Raw genomic sequence first — 18,606 nt, 5'->3', positions numbered from 1 at the left:
TAAGTTTTGTTATAATATCCTATTTAAATCATTAACATTTAACATTATATAGCACTGTTTAATGTTAATTATAAACTAAGATTTTATTTCAATCATTACTTGACAAATGTCAGTTTTTTTATCTATTAATAAAGTAATTTTGTTGTTCTTATAAACAAGTGGCAAACTATGGACTTTATTAACACAACCTATCTAGCATTATTTTCAATTATTTGTATTGGATTTATTATCGGAAATATTAAAATAAAAGGGATCTCATTAGATATTTCAGCCATTATTTTTGTCGCATTGTTTTTTGGACATTTAGGCGTTTCATTACCAGACATTTTACAAAAAATAGGATTAATATTATTTATATATACCATTGGATTACAAGCTGGCCCTGGTTTTTTTGATTCGTTTAAGGAACAAGGAAAAAATTTAGTTATCATGTCGGTCGTTATTGTTTTATCAGCAGCAATCATTGCATTATTAGCTATAGTAATTTTAGATATTGAAAAACCTATTGCTATTGGACTCATGGCTGGAGCTTTAACAAGTACACCAGGTTTAGCGACCGCCATTGATGTTACACATTCTCCATTAGCATCTATAGGATATGGTATTGCTTATCCATTTGGTGTTATAGGGGTTATTTTATTTGTAAAATTATACCCTAAGCTGTTTAGAATAAACATAACAAAAGAAGAGGAAGACTATGAAACAAAAAGTCAAAGTCTCTATGAAGAAATTACAAGAAGTCATTTTGTTGTAGAAAATGAAGGAGCTATTGATAAAACTATTGAAGAATTGAGAGTCCGGTCTATGACAAAAGGTGTCATTTCAAGAGTTTTACACAAAGGCAAAGCTTTTACGCCACAAAACAATACCGTATTACACAAAGGCGATTATATTAAAGTTGTTGGCAGTAAAGAAGCCTTAAAACGAGTAGAATTACTTATAGGACCAGAAGTAGATGTAGAGATACCTCTTGGAGCACAATACATGATACAATCATTTCTACTAACAAAAACCGAATTAGTAAACACACCGCTTGGAGAGTTAAATCTACTTAATAATTACAATGCATCAGTAACACGAATTAGACGTAGTGGTATTGATTTATCTCCAAGTCCGAGTTTAAAACTACAAATGGGAGATAAACTAATGATTGCTTGTTCTAAAGAGAATACCCTTCAAATTTCTAATTTAATTGGAGATAATAAAAGTAAACTTTCAGATACCAATTTCTTTCCTTTAGCATTAGGTATCGTAATTGGAATTTTAGTTGGAGGTGTTTCACTTTCTTTTGGAAACTCTATAACCTTTAACTTAGGTCTAACAGGAGGCGTTTTAATTGTAGCCATGATTTTAGGACGTGTTGGTAAAACAGGACATGTTTTATGGGTAATGAGCGGGAATTCTAACCAACTTTTAAGACAATTTGGTTTAATGCTATTCTTAGCTTCTGTTGGAACAAAAGCTGGCTCTACATTAGTGGAAACCTATTCTCAATACGGTATAAAACTATTTTTAATAGGAGGTGTTATTACGCTTTTACCAATGATATTAGCATCAATTATTGCTAAATTATTTTTCAAAACAAATGCATTAACCTTTTTAGGAACAATAACAGGGTCTATGACTAGTACGCCTGGACTTGCTGCAATAGATACTATGACTAAAACCAACGCAGCGTCCATTGCTTATGCAACTGTTTATCCTATTGCTATGGTGCTTTTAATTATATGCGCTCAGTTATTAGGGCTTTTCTTTTAAAAACACTTTCAATACCTTTTAATAACCTCTTTGGCCTCCCATTTGTTTGTAATGCTCTTCAAACCAAACGGGTTTTTCTATATCATTATCATAAACATAATCTGCTATCTTTTCTATAACTTTATCTGGATACGGTAATTTTTGCATCACACCAAAACGCCTAACTGCTCCAAACATTTTTGCTTTTTTTTCGGTTGGATTTTGAATCCAAGATTTCATGTCGTTTATAAATTCATCCTTTGATGTATCTTCAAAAATATAACGCCTTTTTATAGCAATCATTGGCGGTGCAACTCTATCATTTTCGCTTGTAGTAGCATTATGGCAGGCATAGCAATACACTTTCATTAATTTTTCGCCAGGATGAATTGTATCTGCTATTTGCAGATTATTTTGAGACGTATAACTATTTTTTTTATTAGAGTTCGTACAACTAAAAAAGAACAAACCCAAAAGGATAATTGTGAAAAGTGTGTTTTTCATTCATTTACTTATTTAACTAATTTCAATCTAACTTTTTCATTACTAAAAATGGAATATCTATTTTAAAAGCAAATGTTTCTACAGGATGTTTTGTAAAAAACCGTTCTAAAAAGGAATGTTTCTCATCCATAAATGACAACATTTTTATATCATTATCTTCAATAAACTTATGGACAATATCATATGTATTGCCTTTCTTAATCTCTATAAGTTTATGCTTTGCGTTTTTAAAATATATTTTAAAGAAATCAAAAATGCTGTTTTGATTCTGATCTAAATGCTTTTCATCTGGGATATGAAGTACACTTAAATTAGATTGAAATAATGTTATAAAATCTTTTAAAGGTTCTAATGTTTTAATATTAGCTGCTAATAAATTACTTGAAGTAAAAGCTATATTATTTAAGTTAGTAAATGTACAACCATCAGGAATTGCTAAAACAGGAACATTACAGCGCTGCATAACATGAACCGTATTAGTCCCGAAAATCACTTTTTCTAAACCTGAAGCGCCTTTGGTTCCCATAATAATTAAATCTATTTCATACTTTTCTGATACTTGTTTTATAGAATCTACAAAATTATCATAATCTACTATTGAAAAAAGTCTGTGATTTTTATTGTTATAATGCGTTTCTATTTGTGTAATGATGTTTGTTATAGATTTTTTTGCCGCATCGACTATAGTCGTATAAATAGTTGCTGATGGTGAAACAGACATCATATCATCACTAATAAATGAAGAGGCTTTTTGCACATTAAGAATATAAAAATTACATGTTATATCCTTGTACATCTCTACAGCATAATTTATGGCATTTATTGAATTTTTAGAAAAATCGGTTGGTAGCAATATATTTTTCATGTCTCTAAAAATTTGATTACAAAGTAAATATAATCTCGTTATCGAGTAAAAACTATGATAATTGTCAGTTAGAAAAAAAAGCTCATAAATCCTAAAAGAAAAAAAAATTAGTATACTATTTTAAAGCATTGTATTTTCGGCACAATAAATGTTATTTCACACGTTAATATCTACAAATTTGTTTTTCATGACACGCATATTATTTCTTTTTATTTTACTAATAACACTAAATACCAACGCACAAAACAGTGCAATAGGTTCTAGTGAAAAATTAACATATACAGCTTCATATAATATGTCTGGAATATTAACAGATATAGCTGAAGTGAAAATGGAAACTAGTGCTGTAAAAACGTCAAAAGCAACACTCTTAAGACTTAAATGCACTGCTGTAACTTATAGCAAATGGGATAATTTTTTTAAAATAAGAGATTTATACGAAAGCTATGTTAATCCAAAAACATTAACACCATATTTATATAATAGAGATCTTAATGAAGGAGGCTATCATAAAAATGTAAAATACACATTCAGCCATAGTACCAAAACAGTTAAATCTACACTAAAAAAGAAAAACAATTACGAACTAAAAAAAAGTGTTACTATAGGTTCTGGCACAAAAGACATTATTTCTACAATGTATTATATTAGACTATTAGATTATACAAGCATGGCTAAAGGCAGTACAAAAACCATTACCATTATATTTGATAGTAAAGAAGTAAAAGGTATAATAACCTATTTAGGAAAAGAAACTATTAACACAGCTATTGGTAATAAAGAATGCTACAAATTAGCAATTAGTTCTAACCAAAAGAATGCTTTACAAGGAAAAGATAGTAATTTTTTATGGCTTACAGCAGATGAAAATAAAATTCCTGTTTATGGAAAATTTAAAATCCCTGTTGGTAATGGTGAATTAAAAATTAAATCGGCTTCTAGTTTAAAAAATTAAATAAATGAAAAAAATATCTACCATTTTAGCAATTGTTTTTTCTGTTTTTGCAATCATACTAGCTGTATTACCAGTGTCTAACTTAGCAATAATACCCATTATTTTTGCGTTTATATTTGGTATATATGCTTTTTATTTATCAAAAAAAACGGGGCAAGTAAAAAAAATAATTCAATTTACCTTTTTTCTAACCATTATAGCGCTATCTATAACAATGTATAAATCAATTTTTACAACTACAGAAGTTGCAAGTACTGAAAGTTTGGAAAAAACAGAAGCTATATTAGAAGAAGAAGCCATCGATGAATTAGAGAACCTTGAAATTGATGATTTTGAAATTGACGAAACTGAACTAGAAAATATCGATATAGAATAGTAAGCAATTTCCTCGTTTGTTATATATTTGTAATTAGTAAATTAAGCTATTACGAACTCATGTCTTAAAAGACTATTATAACATGAAAACCTTTTTTATTCTCTCAATCTTTACTTTAATAGGTACTTGCGCAACACAAAAGTACACGACTAAAATTCAAAACATTAAAAATAATGTTGAATTAGTTGATAGTACCCTTGTTTTTAAATATGCATACACAATTAATTCGGAAGAATTAAGCACTCACTTATACACCTACGCATCTGATAAATTTAAAGGACGAGAAGTAGGAACAGAAGGTCAAAAAAAAGCTGCTGAATTTATAAAAAACTATTATATAAGCGAAGGTATAGAATCTCCTTTTGGAGGAGATAATTATTACCAAACCATACCTAAAAGTTTTTTTTATGAAAAATATAATGCCTCTGAAAATGTTTTAGCATTTATTAAAGGTTCTAAAAAACCAGAAGAGATTATTATCATTTCTGCTCATTTAGATCACCTTGGAATAAATGAAGACGGACAAATAAATTATGGAGCAGACGATGATGGCTCAGGAACAGTAGCTCTTATGGAAATGGCTCAAGCTTTTCAATTAGCAAAAAACGAAGGCTATGGTCCTAAACGAAGTATTTTATTTTTACACCTTACAGGAGAAGAAATTGGTAAAAAAGGCTCTGAATATTATACAAAAAATCCCGTATTCCCTTTAGAGAATACCATAACAAATTTAAATATTGATATGATAGGACGAGTTGATGAAATTCATGAAAACAATAAAAACTACATCTATCTAATTGGCTCTGATAGATTAAGTAAAGAATTGCATTATGTTTCAGAAAAAATTAATAACGCTTATTTCAACATTGATTTAGATTATAGATATAATGTTGAAGGAGAAAAAAACAGTTACTATACCCGATCAGACCATTATAACTTTGCAATGCATGGTATTCCAGTTATATTCTATTTTAATGGAGAGCATAAAGATTATCACCGTCCAAGTGACACACCAGATAAAATAGAATACGAATTATTAGAAAAACGCACCAAATTCATTTTTGCAACTATATGGCAAATAGCTAATCAAGAACATAGTTTGTCGGTTGATAAAAACAATGAACTGTTAAAATAGCCTGAAATACTATTCATATTTATATTCCTTTTTGTAATATCGCATTTCTAAAACCTATGAAATACGCCAATAAAAATTAAATTGTAATCAACTTATAAGCTTATTAGCGAATTACATCTGACCTTAATTAATAATACGAACAGATGAAAAAAATTTTATTACTTTTTTTTGTTTCACTTTTCATTACATCATGTGGTAATTCACAAAACAAAAAACAATCAAAAGATACTCCAGACATTACAGCTTATGCTAATAAAATTAGCGCTAGCGAACTAAAAGACATGCTTTACACCTATGCTTCTGATGAATTTGAAGGCAGAGAAACAGGTGAACCTGGACAAAAAAAAGGCATAAACTTTATAAAAGATTTCTATATTTCACATAACATCTCATCACCAATTGCAGATGGTGATTATTTTCAAGAAATTCCAGAAGCCTTTTTTTCAGGAAAAGCTAAGGCTTCAGAAAATGTATTAGCCTATATAAAAGGTTCTGAAAAGCCAAATGAGATCATTGTTTTATCAGCACATTTAGATCATATTGGTATATCAGGCAATGGAGATATTAACAATGGCGCTGATGATGATGGATCTGGTACTGTAGCTATTATGCAAATAGCAAAAGCTTTTAAAGCCGCTAAAAGAGATGGACATGGACCTAAACGAACTATTTTATTTTTACATTTTACAGGAGAAGAAAAAGGGCTTTTAGGGTCGCGTTATTATACTACTATAGATCCCGTTTTTCCTTTAAAAAATACTGTTGTCGATTTAAACATAGATATGATTGGTCGTGAAGACCAAAAACATGAAGGAAAAGCTAATTACTTATATCTAATAGGATCAGATAAATTAAGCCAAGAGCTACATGACATTTCTGAAGCAGTAAATAAAAAGTACTTTAATTTAGAGTTTGACTATACCTATAATGATGATGACGACCCTAATCGTTTTTATTACAGATCTGATCATTATAATTTTGCTAAAAATAATATTCCAGTCATTTTTTATTTTAATGGGACTCATGACGATTACCATAAACCAACAGATACACCAGACAAAATTAACTACGAGTTTTTAAAAACTCGCGCACGTTTAATTTTCTATACAGCTTGGGAATTAGCTAATCGTGAAGAGCGTATAAAAATTGATTAAATCATAAATAACAGTAACAAAAAAAGCCTTTCAATTTCTTGAAAGGCTTTTACTTTTTGGGTGGAAGACCGGATTCGAACCGGCGACCCTTGGTACCACAAACCAATGCTCTAACCAACTGAGCTACAACCACCGTGTAACACATTTTGTAATGCGTGTGCAAATGTAATTTATTTCACTCTTATCTACAAAGACTTTTTTTAATATTTTATCTAGAAACTAAAAATAAATTTCACAATAATCCTAACTACTTTAAATCGAACAAACTATCAACCGCCACATAGCGCTCTACATTATAACCTTCTGCATATTCAACTCCAATAAGTCTGCCTAAATCTTTTGCTCTGTACATAATACTGTCTGTAAAGTTCTTACTAGATATAGGTGTTTCTGGTTCATTACTGTTTTTATCATAAAACTGTGTTTTATAAGCTAATACAGATGCCATCTTTTTATCCATAAACCCAGTAACATCAACTACAAAATCTGGTTCTAAGTTTTTCCATTGCACATAATGGTAAACGTGTTTAGGGCGCCAAGCACTTTGCAACTCTCCATTAGTATCTTTCGTTTCAATTTTAATCAATCCGCTTAAAAAACAAGCATCACTTACTAGTTTACTTCCTTTTTCATGATCAATATGCCTGTCGTCTATAGCATTACAAATTACTATTTCTGGCTGATACTTTCGTATCATTTTAATAATGGCTAATTGATGTTGTTTATCATTTAAGAAAAACCCATCAGCAAATCTCATATTATCTCTTAGAGTTACTCCTAATGCTTTTGCAGCTTCAAGAGCTTCTTCATCTCTTGTCTCTGCAGTTCCGCGTGTACCTAACTCGCCTCGAGTTAAATCTATAATTCCAACTTTTTTGCCAGAAGCAATCTCTTTAGCTAAAGTAGCACCACATCCTAATTCAACATCATCTGGGTGTGCTCCTATGGCAAGTATATCTAATTTCATTTATTTTAATTTATTTTAATCTTAGCTAAAAATACTCATTTCAAAAAATGCAATATTTATACAATCACATCCATTGGTCAATTATATTTTTAATTACAAATATCCCGTTTTATCTTTTTATTGTAAATAAAAGATAAAATATTCTTGTATCATTTAACAGATCGCTTCTTTTTTTGAATATTTTTTAATTTTTACATAAGATTCAACAAAGTAATTAAACATTAATTATAACAAAAAACTTTAATCCCTTAAAAACCAATATTACGAAAACGTATTCGCTAATATTATTTTCATCTTTATGATATTAAATATAACAATAATTGAAAAATATCACATCTCTCAAAAGTATGACATTAGTCATAATTATTAGGCGTTATGCGATGTAATTTTACTATGTAATAAAGAAAGATATAAATATAAGCACCTGTAATAAGGCACTTTAAAACACGTATAGGAATCTAAAATTTAATAAAATGAAAGAAGCAACAATCATGCAGAATCATACAAACTTAGAAAAGTATGGATTAAAAGATGTTACAGTAAACTGGAATTTATCACCTGAAGAACTTCAAGAAATTACAGTTGAAAAAGGAATGGGTAAAGAAACACCAAACGGAACGCTAGCTATTAACACAGGAAAATTCACAGGACGTTCTCCTCAAGACCGTTTTCTTGTAAAAGATGAATATACTGCTGATAAAGTTTGGTGGGGAAAAACTAACAAACCTATATCTACAGAAAATTTCAATGCTTTAAAAAATGAAATTATTAAATATTTATCTGGAAAAGAAATATATGCTAGAGACGGATATGTATGTGCAGATCCAGAATATAGAACAAATATTAGAACCGTAACAGAATTACCTTGGTCTAACATGTTTGTTTATAACATGTTTTTAAGACCAAGTCAAAAAGAATTAGAAAATTTTGAAGAAGATTGGTTAATTCTTTGTGCTCCAGGATACGTTTGTCCAGAACCAAAAGAGTATGGTATCCGTCAAGGCAATTTCTCAATACTTGACTTTACACAAAAGATTGCTTTAATTGGTGGATCTGCATATACAGGTGAAATGAAAAAAGGTATTTTCTCTGCATTAAACTTGATTTTACCAACAGAGAAAAACGTATTACCAATGCACTGTTCTGCAAATGTTGGCAAAAAAGGGGATACTGCTATTTTCTTCGGATTATCAGGTACAGGAAAAACAACGTTATCTGCAGATCCAGAACGTAAATTAATTGGTGATGACGAACATGGTTGGACCGCTGATAATACAATCTTTAACTTTGAAGGTGGATGTTATGCAAAAGTAATTGACCTTAGTGAAGAAAAAGAACCAGATATTTTTAGAGCTGTTAAACCAGGAGCAATACTTGAAAACATAGTATTTCAAGAAGATGGAGAACCAGATTATATGGATGGAAGTATTACACAGAACACACGTGTAAGCTACCCGATTCATCATATTGATAACATTCAAGAAACACTTTATGCAAATAATCCAAAGAACATATTCTTTTTAACTTGTGATGCATTTGGTGTGTTACCTCCAGTATCTAAATTAACACCTGGTCAAGCTGCTTACCACTTTATTTCTGGTTATACAGCAAAAGTTGCAGGTACAGAAGCTGGAATTACAGAACCAGTACCATCATTCTCTGCTTGTTTTGGAGAACCATTTATGCCATTACACCCAACTGCTTATGGCGAAATGTTAAGTAAAAAAATGACAGAAGCTGGGGTTAATGTATGGTTAATTAACACAGGATGGAGTGCAGGACCTTACGGTGTAGGATCTCGTATAAAATTAAAACACACAAGAGCTATGATTACGGCTATTCTTAATGGCGAGCTTGATAATGTAGAATATGAACAAAACTTTATTTTCGGTTTATTCATGCCTAAATATTGTCCTGGTGTTCCAACAGAAATGTTAGATCCAATGAATACTTGGTTACAAAAAGGTGCTTATGTTGGAAAAGCTATTCAATTAGCACACTCATTCCACTTAAACTTTGAGAAATTTGCTCAACAAGCATCTGAACAAATTATTGAAGGTGGCCCACTAATTGATGAACATCATCACTTACACGAACATTTTTAATAGGTTCTTATTGACCGTAAAAGGAGCTCTTAAAGAGCTCCTTTTACATTATTACTAATTTAACAAAGCATCATTAAAATATGGTGCTTTAATTTCTTATATCCCAAACATCAAGATTTTAAGAATGAAACGTTTACTCATTATATTTGTATTTTGCCTTAATATAGCACTTGGGTTTTGTCAATCTAACCCAGAAAAAAAATTAGGCTCTTGGTTTACATATTCAGGAACTCATAAAATATCTGAAAAAATCAGTATTCACACCTGCTCTCAATTATGGCTTTACGAAGTAGGTGATAATTTTAATTTAATATTTTTAAGTTCTGGATTAAATTATTATATCTCACCAAAATTAATTGTAAATGTTTCGTATGGATATCTTGATATTGATAGTGCTTTTAATACAAATTCTAACCATACTTTTGAAAATAGAATATTTGAACAAATTACTTATAAACATACCATTTCCAAATTACCAATAGATCATCGGTTTAGAGTAGAACAACGGTTTCTTAACACGCCTGTAACAAACAAAACAAACCATCGATTACGTTACCGCTTAGGTACAAGCATCAAATTAGACAAATATTTATTTATTCGACTAAACAATGAGTTTTTCACAACTTTAAACAAGGGATTTACAACCGAAAACAGGTTTTACAGTGCATTAGGCATCAATATTTCTAAATCTAACAATCTACAAATGGGATATGTAAACCGAAAAATAAATGGTCTAAATTTACACAGAATAGAAATTGGGTACTATATAAAAACAAATCATATAAAGAAAACAAAGACCTAGTTTTTAGATACTTATTTTTCTAAAAAAGTCCAAGCTACAATTCGTGAAATTTTATTACCCTGCCCCATATTTAAGGTTTTAATATCGGTAGCTCCTAATTTCTTCAAAGACGAATACATCCCTTTTACCAAGTCTTTTTTTGAAACTAGTGTTGTAAACCAATGACACTGTTCTTTAAACAAAGAACTCTCATACAAATAATTATGAAGAAATGCTTTTTCACCTCCATTATACCAAAGTTCATGATGTGTGCCAGAAAAATTTCTAACAGTAGCATCCACTTCCCTATTCAATCCTTTTAATTTTCTAGTAGTTGCTTCTAATGCTTCTACTTCCGATTTGTAGAATGGCGGATTACAAATAGACGCTGCAAACTTGTCATTTTTATTTAAAATCCCTTTAAAAATTTGAGATGTATCTTTTTGGTGTCGCAATGATATAGCAGCTTCCAACTCATTCTCGTTTATGATTTTCTGAGTAAACTGTAATGAATTTTCATCAATATCGGTGCCTACAAAATGCCAATCATATTCAGCATGTCCTAAAATAGGATATATACAGGTTGCTCCTACGCCAACATCTAAAATTGTTATATCTTCTTTAATTTCAGATTTACGAATCAAATCTGAAAGATGATGTATATAATCTACGCGCCCAGGAATTGGCGGACATAAATTACTATCTGAGAATTCCCAAAATTTAATATCATAATACTTAAACAACAAAGCTGTATTTAAAGCTTTTACCGCTTTTGGATTTGCGAAATCTATAGTTTTCGTTTCGTATTTATTTTTAAATACAAAGGGTAATAAATCTGGATATTTTTCACATAAAACATCCAAATCATATCCTGATTTATGCTTATTTCTTTTGTGGAAGGTTGGATTTGTTTTGATGATTTTATATTTAACTTTAAGTATAACTAATGTTCTGCAATAATGATACAAAATTAATCATTACAAACTACAAAATGAATCTAGGAAATAATTTTGATTCTTTATCTTCGCAAAAAAAAATTAAAGATGCTAAAAGCAGTTATTTTTGACATGGATGGGGTTATTATTAATAGTGAGACTTTACACCATAAGGCCTACCACAAAATGTTTGAAGAAGTAAATATTAAGGTGTCTGATGCCCTTTACGAATCTTGTACTGGACAATCTACATTAAATGTGTGCAAGTATGTTAAAGACACTTTTAAACTTAAAGAAACACCCGAAACTTTAGTTGCTATTAAACGTAAACATTATGAATACATTTTTGAAAATGATAAAACATTCGATTTAATTGATGGTGTTTTAAATTTAATAAAAGATTATCACGCTAATGATTTAACTTTAGTTTTAGCATCATCTGCATCTATGCCAAGTATTGACCGTATTTTTAATCGTTTTGATTTAAATAAATATTTTAAAGCAAAATTAAGTGGCGCCGATTTAAAAGCATCAAAACCACATCCTGAAATTTTTATTAAAGCTGCCGAAGCCTCTGGTTTTAATACAGAAGAGTGTATTGTTATTGAAGATTCTACTAACGGAATAGCTGCTGCTAACGCTGCTAATATATTTTGCGTCGGATTTGATAGTGAACACTCTAAAAATCAAGATTACACAAATGCTAATTTAAAAATTGGTGATTTTAAAGAGGTTTATTATAATAAAATAAAAACGTTACTTTAACACAGCATGCCCAAAATTAACAGAAAAAGTAACACACCAAACAAGTACATGATTATACTTTACTAAATCAATGTTTTCAGGTAAATCATATTCGTAATTACCATTAACTCCTTTTATAACACCTAATGTTATATATTCTTTAGCAGAAGTATCTGTAGCTAAATATATTTCTAATAAAGGACCTTCATCTGTCTTAAAATTTAAAAATGATAAAGTGGTATTATCTTCGTTTACAGAAGCTTTGCCTGAAGTTGTATGTGCACCAGAAATAAAATCGCCAGATAACAAATTTGAATTAGACATATCTTCTTCCATTTGCATCTCCTCTTTCATTTCCATTTCCTTCTCTTCTTTTACAATCATATCATCATTACTTGATGTTGAACACGATTGAAAAGAAATTAAAACTAGAAAAAACAAATAGAATACTCTCATAATATTATGATTTAATCATATTTAAACTTCGTCGAAACTTAAACATAAACATTACAAGTTCTCTTAAAAAATTAGCTACTCCCTTTATTTTTCTTCCTTAGCTTTATTAATAATAGCTTTTAAACGCTCTTTTCTTAAAACTTCCTCAGCTTTTTTCTTGTTCTTTTTCTGAGCCATTAACTTAGAATGCTTTGCTTTGTTTTTGGTATTTTTATCGCGTCCTGTTTTTGCCATAATTATTGTTTAGCTTTTAGTAAAGCATTTTGTTCTTCCATTAATTCGGTAAGATGAGAAAGTAACTCAATATCTTTTGGCGTTGCAACGGTTTCGTCTTTTGTATCTTGAGCTTTATTTCTTAATCTATTCATAAATTTAACAATAATAAATACTGTAAAACCTATAATAAGAAAATCTAATAACACTTCTCCTAAAGCCCCATAACCTATAGCTACTTCATCTGTAATAAGAGTTCCTGCAGCATCAGTTACCGCTTCTTTTAATATAATACGTCTATTTTGAAAATTAACACCTCCTGTTAATAAAGATAATGGTGGTAAAAATATTTTCTTTACTAATACATCAATTACTTTATTAAATGCTGCGCCAATAATAATACCAATGGCCATATCCATCATATTACCTTTTACAGCAAACTCTTTAAATTCTTTGAATAGTTTCATACCTAAACTTTAAAAATTCAGTTGTATTTTATAGATTTGAAAAACTAGCCTATTTTTATTAATAAAGCCTGAGCCTGTTATAAAAAGGAAACAAAAGATTACTTTTTATAATGTTTCGCATAACCTCGATAGGCGAATCCACCAAGTATTGCAACAATTACGCAAGCAATTATTATAAATTTAACACTTACAATTTGATCGCCACTGGCATAACTGTGAAGTCCAGCTAGATAGAAATTCACCCCAAAATACGTCATTAAAATACTAGCATAAGCTATAATTGAAGCTAAATTGAAACCCCAACGCCCACGAAGCCCAGGAACCAATCGCATATGTATTACAAAGGCATAAATCATAATACTAATAAGTGCCCAAGTTTCTTTTGGATCCCAACCCCAATAGCGTCCCCAACTTTCGTTAGCCCACATACCACCTAAAAAGTTTCCAATGGTAAGCATGACTAGACCAACTGTTAAAGCCATTTCATTAATTATAGTAAGTTCATTTATATTTAATGACATTTTAGTTTTGTTCTTTTCAGTAGTAAAAATCATTAAAAATAAAGACACCACACCTAAAATCATCCCTAAGGTAAAAGGTCCGTAACTAGCAACAATAACTGCGACATGAATCATGAGCCAATAACTATTTAAAACTGGTTGAAGGTTAGCAATTGCTGGATCCATCCAATTCCAATGGGCTATCATTAAAATCATAGAAGTTACAAATGCGGTAGAAGCAAGTGTTAAATCGCTCTTTCTTCCAAAAGCCAAACCAAAGAACATGGTTGCCCAGGCTACATAAATCATAGACTCATAAGCATCACTCCAAGGTGCGTGACCAGATATGTACCAACGTGCAATTAAACCCGCCGTATGCAAAACAAATAAACCTAAAATAATAAACTTAAAAACTGTTACAGAAGTATCTAATATTTTACTCTTATCTTTAAATATTTGAACAATTAATAACACAAATAATAAAGTACCTGCATACATATACCAACTGAACAACTTCTTAAAAATATCATACCTGTTATATAGGATTTCAGTGTTTATTTTATCGTCGCTTAGCATGACGCTACTTCCCAATTGATGTTGTGTTTTTTTGAAAGCAGCCAAAAGTTTTGATGCTTCGGAAAAATCACCTGTTTGTTTAGCGTTATTAAGCGTATACAAGTAGGCTTTAAATCCGTTTTTGATAAAATTTCCATACAGAGAATCTTCTATTTTATGATTACCAAACTTATAATCGTAAGCAGAAATCCATTTATTATTATCATCATCTGGAATTGGAAATATTTTTAAAGACATGCCTTCAACAGCATTATATAATAAATTAACACGTTGATCTGCTTCTTTAAATTCTTTTTGAAAACCACTAGGCACCTGAGCTTTATATGCTTCATCTAAATAAGGCGCTAATTTATACGCCCCTCTATCCGTAAAAAAGTCTGCAAGAGTAGCATACTTTACAGTTTTTTCAACCCCAATAAGCTTACGTATCGAATCGGCTTTTTTAGGTTTTAAATATATGATAGGTATGTTGTACCAAAGTTGCGGACTTTCTTGAATAGACAAAAACACTTGGTTAGCATCAAACTCTTCATAAGATTCCTGTTTACTTAATTTACGAAGCATTTCAGACGCATAAGTATCTACAGGCATCATACGTCCGCTAAGATCTTGAATAACTAAATGTCCAAATTCATCGGCATGCGCTTTTGGTGTTATATTCGCTTTTAGGACTGAATCCATTTGAGTTTTTGTTGGTCTAGAATGATCGTGACCATCATTTTCAGAATGTCCTTGAGAAAATACATTTAATCCAAAACACAATACAATAACAGTAAGTAGTTTTGCTTTTTTAGCTTTAACTTTTTCTAATTGCTTTTTTAAATCGCCAAAACGAGAATGCTTTGAAAACAGAATAGCCATTAGTCCAAAGTATAGCATAAAATAGCCAATATAAGTCAATAAAGAGCCCCAATAATCGTGATTAACAGAGAGCACAGTTCCTTTTTCATCAGGATCGAAACTCGATTGAAAAAAGCGATAACCACCATGATCTAAAATATTATTCATAAATATCTTATAATCAAAATCATCTGTTTTATCATCGATAACTGTAACTTTACTAGAATATGACGAGTAACCTTTTTCTGTTCCAGGGTAACGTTCCGCTTCAAAATCATTCAATTTTATTGAAAACGGCAATTCTAGAACTTTAGATCCGTATTTAAAAGCAAAATCTAATCCACCGACTTTAATTTGTTTAAAAGCATTATTCATGCCTTTGCCTCCCAATAAACCGACACGCTTTGTTTCTCCATTTGTAGTTACTTTTAATACTAAACCATCGCTATCATTCTTTAAAATTCTTGATTTTTGTACAATATCAAACACCCCTTTTACAACAGGTTTTGGAAACACCATTTGCATATTACCAATCACGTAACGCGAACGTAATATTAAAGGCTGCAAACTGTCTTTAACCAATTTTCCTTGCGCCATAGTAGCCATAGTCATATATTCTCCTTCAAATGGCGATTGAATAGTTAAATTATCATTTTTATAAGTAATATTTATAGCACCATCGGTTGGTTTATTTAATGCTATTAAAACATTATGAATACTACTTACCTGCCCTACTTTTAAAAAGTGATTATGAGGTCCGTTACCTCCTGCTTCCACTAACTTTAAATATTGCTCTCCGCTTTCATTGGGTATAATATCTTCTTCAGCTCCTACTATGAACTTTTCAAGTTCTATAGTTATTGGCTGCTGATTATATTTCGTTTCAATTTTAAAATGGTTTTCTAAACGTCCAGAAAAATCAACTTCTCGTTGAATAGGTAACCGCTGAGGGACACCATCAATTTCATAATCTCCATCTATATAAGTTGTTATATATGTTTTTTGAGATAAAAAAGTGTTTTCAGTTGCGCCTTCCCGTATCGCCATCATACCTTCAAAACTGGCATATCTTGTAATAAATGCACCTATTAAAATGAAGATGAAAGCTAAATGCAATAGTAATGTTGACCACTTTTCTTTTTTATATAAACGGTATCTAAAAATATTTCCACAGAAATTAATCACAAAAAACACCATAATAGCTTCAAACCACCAAGCATTATATATTAAATTTCTAGTGTATGGCGTAGGTGATGTTGCTTGTCCAGCGTCTAAAAATGTACCTGTTGCCATAGCAGCTGCAAAGGCAAGAAATAAAATAGCGGTAAGTCGTGTTGAAAAAAGAATTTTGGAGAGTTTATCTTGCATAATATAAGCCCTTTTTAAGGAGATGCAAATTTAATGATTTAAGTTTATTCAAAAGTGTTAAAGTGCTTAAAAAAAACCAAAGACACAAACTGGAAGACCAAAGTAAAGGGAATGAATACTTCATACTAAGAACTAATGACTAAGAAGTGAAGACTACTCACCTCGCGCTTCAAAAATTTTTAAATAAAAAAAGGTTCCCATTTTTCTGGCACGTCGTTTTGCATTTTCGGCATAATCACCTTCAAAAAGCTCATCTATAGTTTGGAACCAAAGATTTAACCATAAGCCAAAATGAAGTTCGGTTATAGAATTATTGTTGTCCTTATCAACTTTCGCATGAACTTCTAATGGATTCCCTTTGTACTTATGCTCTAATTTTCGAGTCATAAAAAGACTGGATTCCCAAAAGGTAGTTAGCTTATGTAAATGCTCGTCCCAATCTTTTATAGCGTCATTAAAAAACGGTCCTAAAACAGGATCCTTTCTAACCTTTTTATAAAAAGAAGATACGAGTAAAAATATATCTTCTCTTGTGCTAATATCTTTTTTTGTCATAGTTAACAAAGATAAACTATAAGGCTTTTATATCATGTAATACTTACTTATTTTAGCGTTATGATTTCAGTAGTAATTCTTGGCGCAGGAAATGTGGCAACACATTTGTTTAAAGCTTTTAATAAAGCAGATAATATAATTGTAAACCAATGGTTTAATAGAAACTTAAAATCTATTGAAGCTTATAAAAACAAGGTTGATATAACAGATGATTTGTCGACACTAAAAGATGCAGATATATACATTCTAGCGGTAAGCGATGATGCGATAGCTGAACTTTCTTCTCAAATCCCTTTTGAAAACAGACTAGTTGTACACACGTCTGGAAGCGTTAGTGTTTATGATATTGACAAAAAACACAAACGTGGTGTATTTTATCCACTGCAAACATTTAGCAAAGACGCCGAAATGGATTTTAAAAATGTGCCTATATGCCTTGAAACCATCAATAAAGAATGTTATGCTACTATAAAAAACCTAGCTGTTGCTATTGGAAGTCCAAAAAAAGAGTTAATGGAGACCAACGTAAAATATTGCATTTAGCCGCTGTTTTTGTAAATAACTTCACGAATCAATTATATAGAATCGGACACGAAATAACAGAAAGTGAAGGTGCCGAATTTGATATGTTAAAACCGCTTATTTTAGAAACTGCTAAAAAAGTTCAAGACTTATCGCCTTTTAAAGCACAAACAGGTCCTGCGAAGCGTAATGATAAAAAAACCATCAAAAAACACTTGAAGCTTTTAAAAGAACAACACCATAAAGACATTTACGAATTACTTACAACCTCTATACAACACACTCATGGAAGAAAAAAGTTATAAAGAATATTTAAATCATATTACTACATTTATTTTTGATGTAGACGGTGTGCTAACTGATGGTTCGGTTACTGTTTTAACTAATGGGGATTTGTTACGTAAAATGAGTATTAAAGACGGTTATGCATTAAAAACAGCAATTGATTCTGGATTTAACATATGTATTATTTCTGGAGGATCTAATGAAGGGGTTCGTTTAAGATTAAAAGGATTAGGCATTACTGATATATATTTAGGTGCCCATAATAAAATTGAACAGCTAGATGAATACCTTACCGCTAACGATATAAAATCTGAAAACGTCCTTTATATGGGTGACGACATTCCAGATTACCCTGTAATGAAAGGTATTGGCTTACCTTGTTGTCCGCAAGATGCCGTTCCTGAAATCAAGAATATTTCAAAATATATTTCTCATAAAAAAGGAGGCAAAGGTGCCGCTCGCGATGTTATTGAACAAGTCCTTAAAGTACAAGGGAAATGGCATGGTAATTTTAACGCGAAGTACGATTAAGTTTTAGTATTCAGTCTCAGTTAACAGGAATTAAA

Annotated in this window: 20 protein-coding genes and 1 tRNA gene; 11 read left to right on the top strand and 10 right to left on the bottom strand. The window is 30.6% G+C overall.

What is annotated here, in order from left to right; all coding sequences use genetic code 11:
- Positions 1–168: 168 nt before the first annotated feature.
- The gene (locus RHP49_12945) at positions 169–1,758 is read left to right on the top strand and encodes a TrkA C-terminal domain-containing protein (GenBank protein WNH11803.1); all 1,590 of its coding nucleotides are present in this window, start codon (positions 169–171) and stop codon (positions 1,756–1,758) included.
- A gap of 18 nt (positions 1,759–1,776) precedes the next feature.
- On the opposite strand, the gene RHP49_12940 is transcribed toward RHP49_12945, so the two are convergent.
- Positions 1,777–2,241 (bottom strand): hypothetical protein, encoded by a 465-nt coding sequence (locus RHP49_12940; GenBank protein ID WNH11802.1) that lies wholly within the window; start codon positions 2,239–2,241, stop codon positions 1,777–1,779.
- A gap of 22 nt (positions 2,242–2,263) precedes the next feature.
- On the bottom strand, positions 2,264–3,106 hold the full coding sequence (locus RHP49_12935; GenBank protein WNH11801.1) for a universal stress protein: 843 nt from the start codon (positions 3,104–3,106) through the stop codon (positions 2,264–2,266).
- A gap of 187 nt (positions 3,107–3,293) precedes the next feature.
- Between RHP49_12935 and RHP49_12930 the strand changes: the two genes are divergently transcribed.
- The 4 genes from RHP49_12930 to RHP49_12915 all read left to right on the top strand — a co-directional run bounded on the left by RHP49_12930 (position 3,294) and on the right by RHP49_12915 (position 6,726).
- Entirely contained in the window at positions 3,294–4,061 is a 768-nt protein-coding gene (locus RHP49_12930; protein WNH11800.1) for a DUF3108 domain-containing protein, read from the top strand.
- A gap of 4 nt (positions 4,062–4,065) precedes the next feature.
- Positions 4,066–4,437 (top strand): FUSC family protein, encoded by a 372-nt coding sequence (locus RHP49_12925; GenBank protein WNH11799.1) that lies wholly within the window; start codon positions 4,066–4,068, stop codon positions 4,435–4,437.
- Between the two features lie 82 nt (positions 4,438–4,519).
- Complete coding sequence (locus RHP49_12920) at positions 4,520–5,572, top strand: M28 family peptidase (GenBank protein ID WNH11798.1); 1,053 nt, start codon at positions 4,520–4,522, stop codon at positions 5,570–5,572.
- A 143-nt stretch (positions 5,573–5,715) separates the two neighbouring features.
- Positions 5,716–6,726 carry a M28 family metallopeptidase gene (locus tag RHP49_12915; protein WNH11797.1) on the top strand — a complete coding sequence of 337 codons (1,011 nt, stop codon included), beginning with the start codon at positions 5,716–5,718 and terminating at the stop codon, positions 6,724–6,726.
- A gap of 58 nt (positions 6,727–6,784) precedes the next feature.
- Here RHP49_12915 and RHP49_12910 read toward each other — a convergent pair.
- Together RHP49_12910 and bshB1 are read right to left on the bottom strand one after the other, a co-directional pair.
- A tRNA-His gene (locus tag RHP49_12910) sits at positions 6,785–6,860 on the bottom strand.
- Positions 6,861–6,973: 113 nt separating this feature from the next.
- The gene (gene bshB1 / locus RHP49_12905; GenBank protein WNH11796.1) at positions 6,974–7,693 is read right to left on the bottom strand and encodes a bacillithiol biosynthesis deacetylase BshB1; all 720 of its coding nucleotides are present in this window, start codon (positions 7,691–7,693) and stop codon (positions 6,974–6,976) included.
- Positions 7,694–8,166: 473 nt separating this feature from the next.
- On the opposite strand from bshB1, the gene pckA reads away from it, so the two are divergent.
- Together pckA and RHP49_12895 are read left to right on the top strand one after the other, a co-directional pair.
- A complete protein-coding gene (gene pckA / locus RHP49_12900) occupies positions 8,167–9,798 on the top strand; it encodes a phosphoenolpyruvate carboxykinase (ATP) (protein WNH11795.1) in 1,632 nt (543 codons plus the stop codon).
- A gap of 124 nt (positions 9,799–9,922) precedes the next feature.
- Positions 9,923–10,600 (top strand): DUF2490 domain-containing protein, encoded by a 678-nt coding sequence (locus RHP49_12895; protein ID WNH11794.1) that lies wholly within the window; start codon positions 9,923–9,925, stop codon positions 10,598–10,600.
- Positions 10,601–10,611: 11 nt separating this feature from the next.
- On the opposite strand, the gene rlmF is transcribed toward RHP49_12895, so the two are convergent.
- The gene (gene rlmF, locus RHP49_12890; GenBank protein ID WNH11793.1) at positions 10,612–11,547 is read right to left on the bottom strand and encodes a 23S rRNA (adenine(1618)-N(6))-methyltransferase RlmF; all 936 of its coding nucleotides are present in this window, start codon (positions 11,545–11,547) and stop codon (positions 10,612–10,614) included.
- A gap of 75 nt (positions 11,548–11,622) precedes the next feature.
- Between rlmF and RHP49_12885 the strand changes: the two genes are divergently transcribed.
- Complete coding sequence (locus RHP49_12885; GenBank protein ID WNH11792.1) at positions 11,623–12,279, top strand: HAD family phosphatase; 657 nt, start codon at positions 11,623–11,625, stop codon at positions 12,277–12,279.
- On the opposite strand, the gene RHP49_12880 is transcribed toward RHP49_12885, so the two are convergent.
- The 5 genes from RHP49_12880 to RHP49_12860 form a co-directional block, all read right to left on the bottom strand.
- Complete coding sequence (locus RHP49_12880) at positions 12,271–12,714, bottom strand: DM13 domain-containing protein (protein WNH11791.1); 444 nt, start codon at positions 12,712–12,714, stop codon at positions 12,271–12,273. The genes RHP49_12885 and RHP49_12880 overlap by 9 nt on opposite strands.
- Before the next feature lie 84 nt (positions 12,715–12,798).
- Entirely contained in the window at positions 12,799–12,948 is a 150-nt protein-coding gene (locus tag RHP49_12875) for a hypothetical protein (protein ID WNH11790.1), read from the bottom strand.
- A gap of 2 nt (positions 12,949–12,950) precedes the next feature.
- Positions 12,951–13,394, bottom strand: a complete 444-nt coding sequence (gene mscL, locus RHP49_12870) for a large conductance mechanosensitive channel protein MscL (GenBank protein ID WNH11789.1) — start codon at positions 13,392–13,394, stop codon at positions 12,951–12,953.
- Positions 13,395–13,492: 98 nt separating this feature from the next.
- Complete coding sequence (gene ccsA, locus RHP49_12865) at positions 13,493–16,678, bottom strand: cytochrome c biogenesis protein CcsA (GenBank protein WNH11788.1); 3,186 nt, start codon at positions 16,676–16,678, stop codon at positions 13,493–13,495.
- Positions 16,679–16,831: 153 nt separating this feature from the next.
- Positions 16,832–17,233 (bottom strand): group III truncated hemoglobin, encoded by a 402-nt coding sequence (locus tag RHP49_12860; protein WNH11787.1) that lies wholly within the window; start codon positions 17,231–17,233, stop codon positions 16,832–16,834.
- Positions 17,234–17,293: 60 nt separating this feature from the next.
- On the opposite strand from RHP49_12860, the gene RHP49_12855 reads away from it, so the two are divergent.
- From RHP49_12855 to RHP49_12845, 3 genes are read left to right on the top strand one after another with little or no spacing between them, the layout of a single operon-like run.
- Positions 17,294–17,776 (top strand): NAD(P)-binding domain-containing protein, encoded by a 483-nt coding sequence (locus RHP49_12855; protein ID WNH11786.1) that lies wholly within the window; start codon positions 17,294–17,296, stop codon positions 17,774–17,776.
- Positions 17,767–18,060 (top strand): DUF2520 domain-containing protein, encoded by a 294-nt coding sequence (locus RHP49_12850; protein ID WNH11785.1) that lies wholly within the window; start codon positions 17,767–17,769, stop codon positions 18,058–18,060. The genes RHP49_12855 and RHP49_12850 overlap by 10 nt, the downstream gene beginning before the upstream one ends.
- Complete coding sequence (locus RHP49_12845) at positions 18,041–18,571, top strand: HAD hydrolase family protein (GenBank protein ID WNH11784.1); 531 nt, start codon at positions 18,041–18,043, stop codon at positions 18,569–18,571. Before RHP49_12850 ends, RHP49_12845 begins: the two co-directional genes overlap by 20 nt.
- The last annotated feature ends 35 nt before the right edge of the window (positions 18,572–18,606 follow it).

The sequence above is a fragment of the Flavobacteriaceae bacterium HL-DH10 genome (genome assembly GCA_031826515.1).
Classification (GTDB): Bacteria; Bacteroidota; Bacteroidia; order Flavobacteriales; family Flavobacteriaceae; genus Thalassobellus; species Thalassobellus suaedae.
Note: the sequence above shows the minus strand (reverse complement) of the source record. Positions and strands in the feature narration are given on the sequence as shown.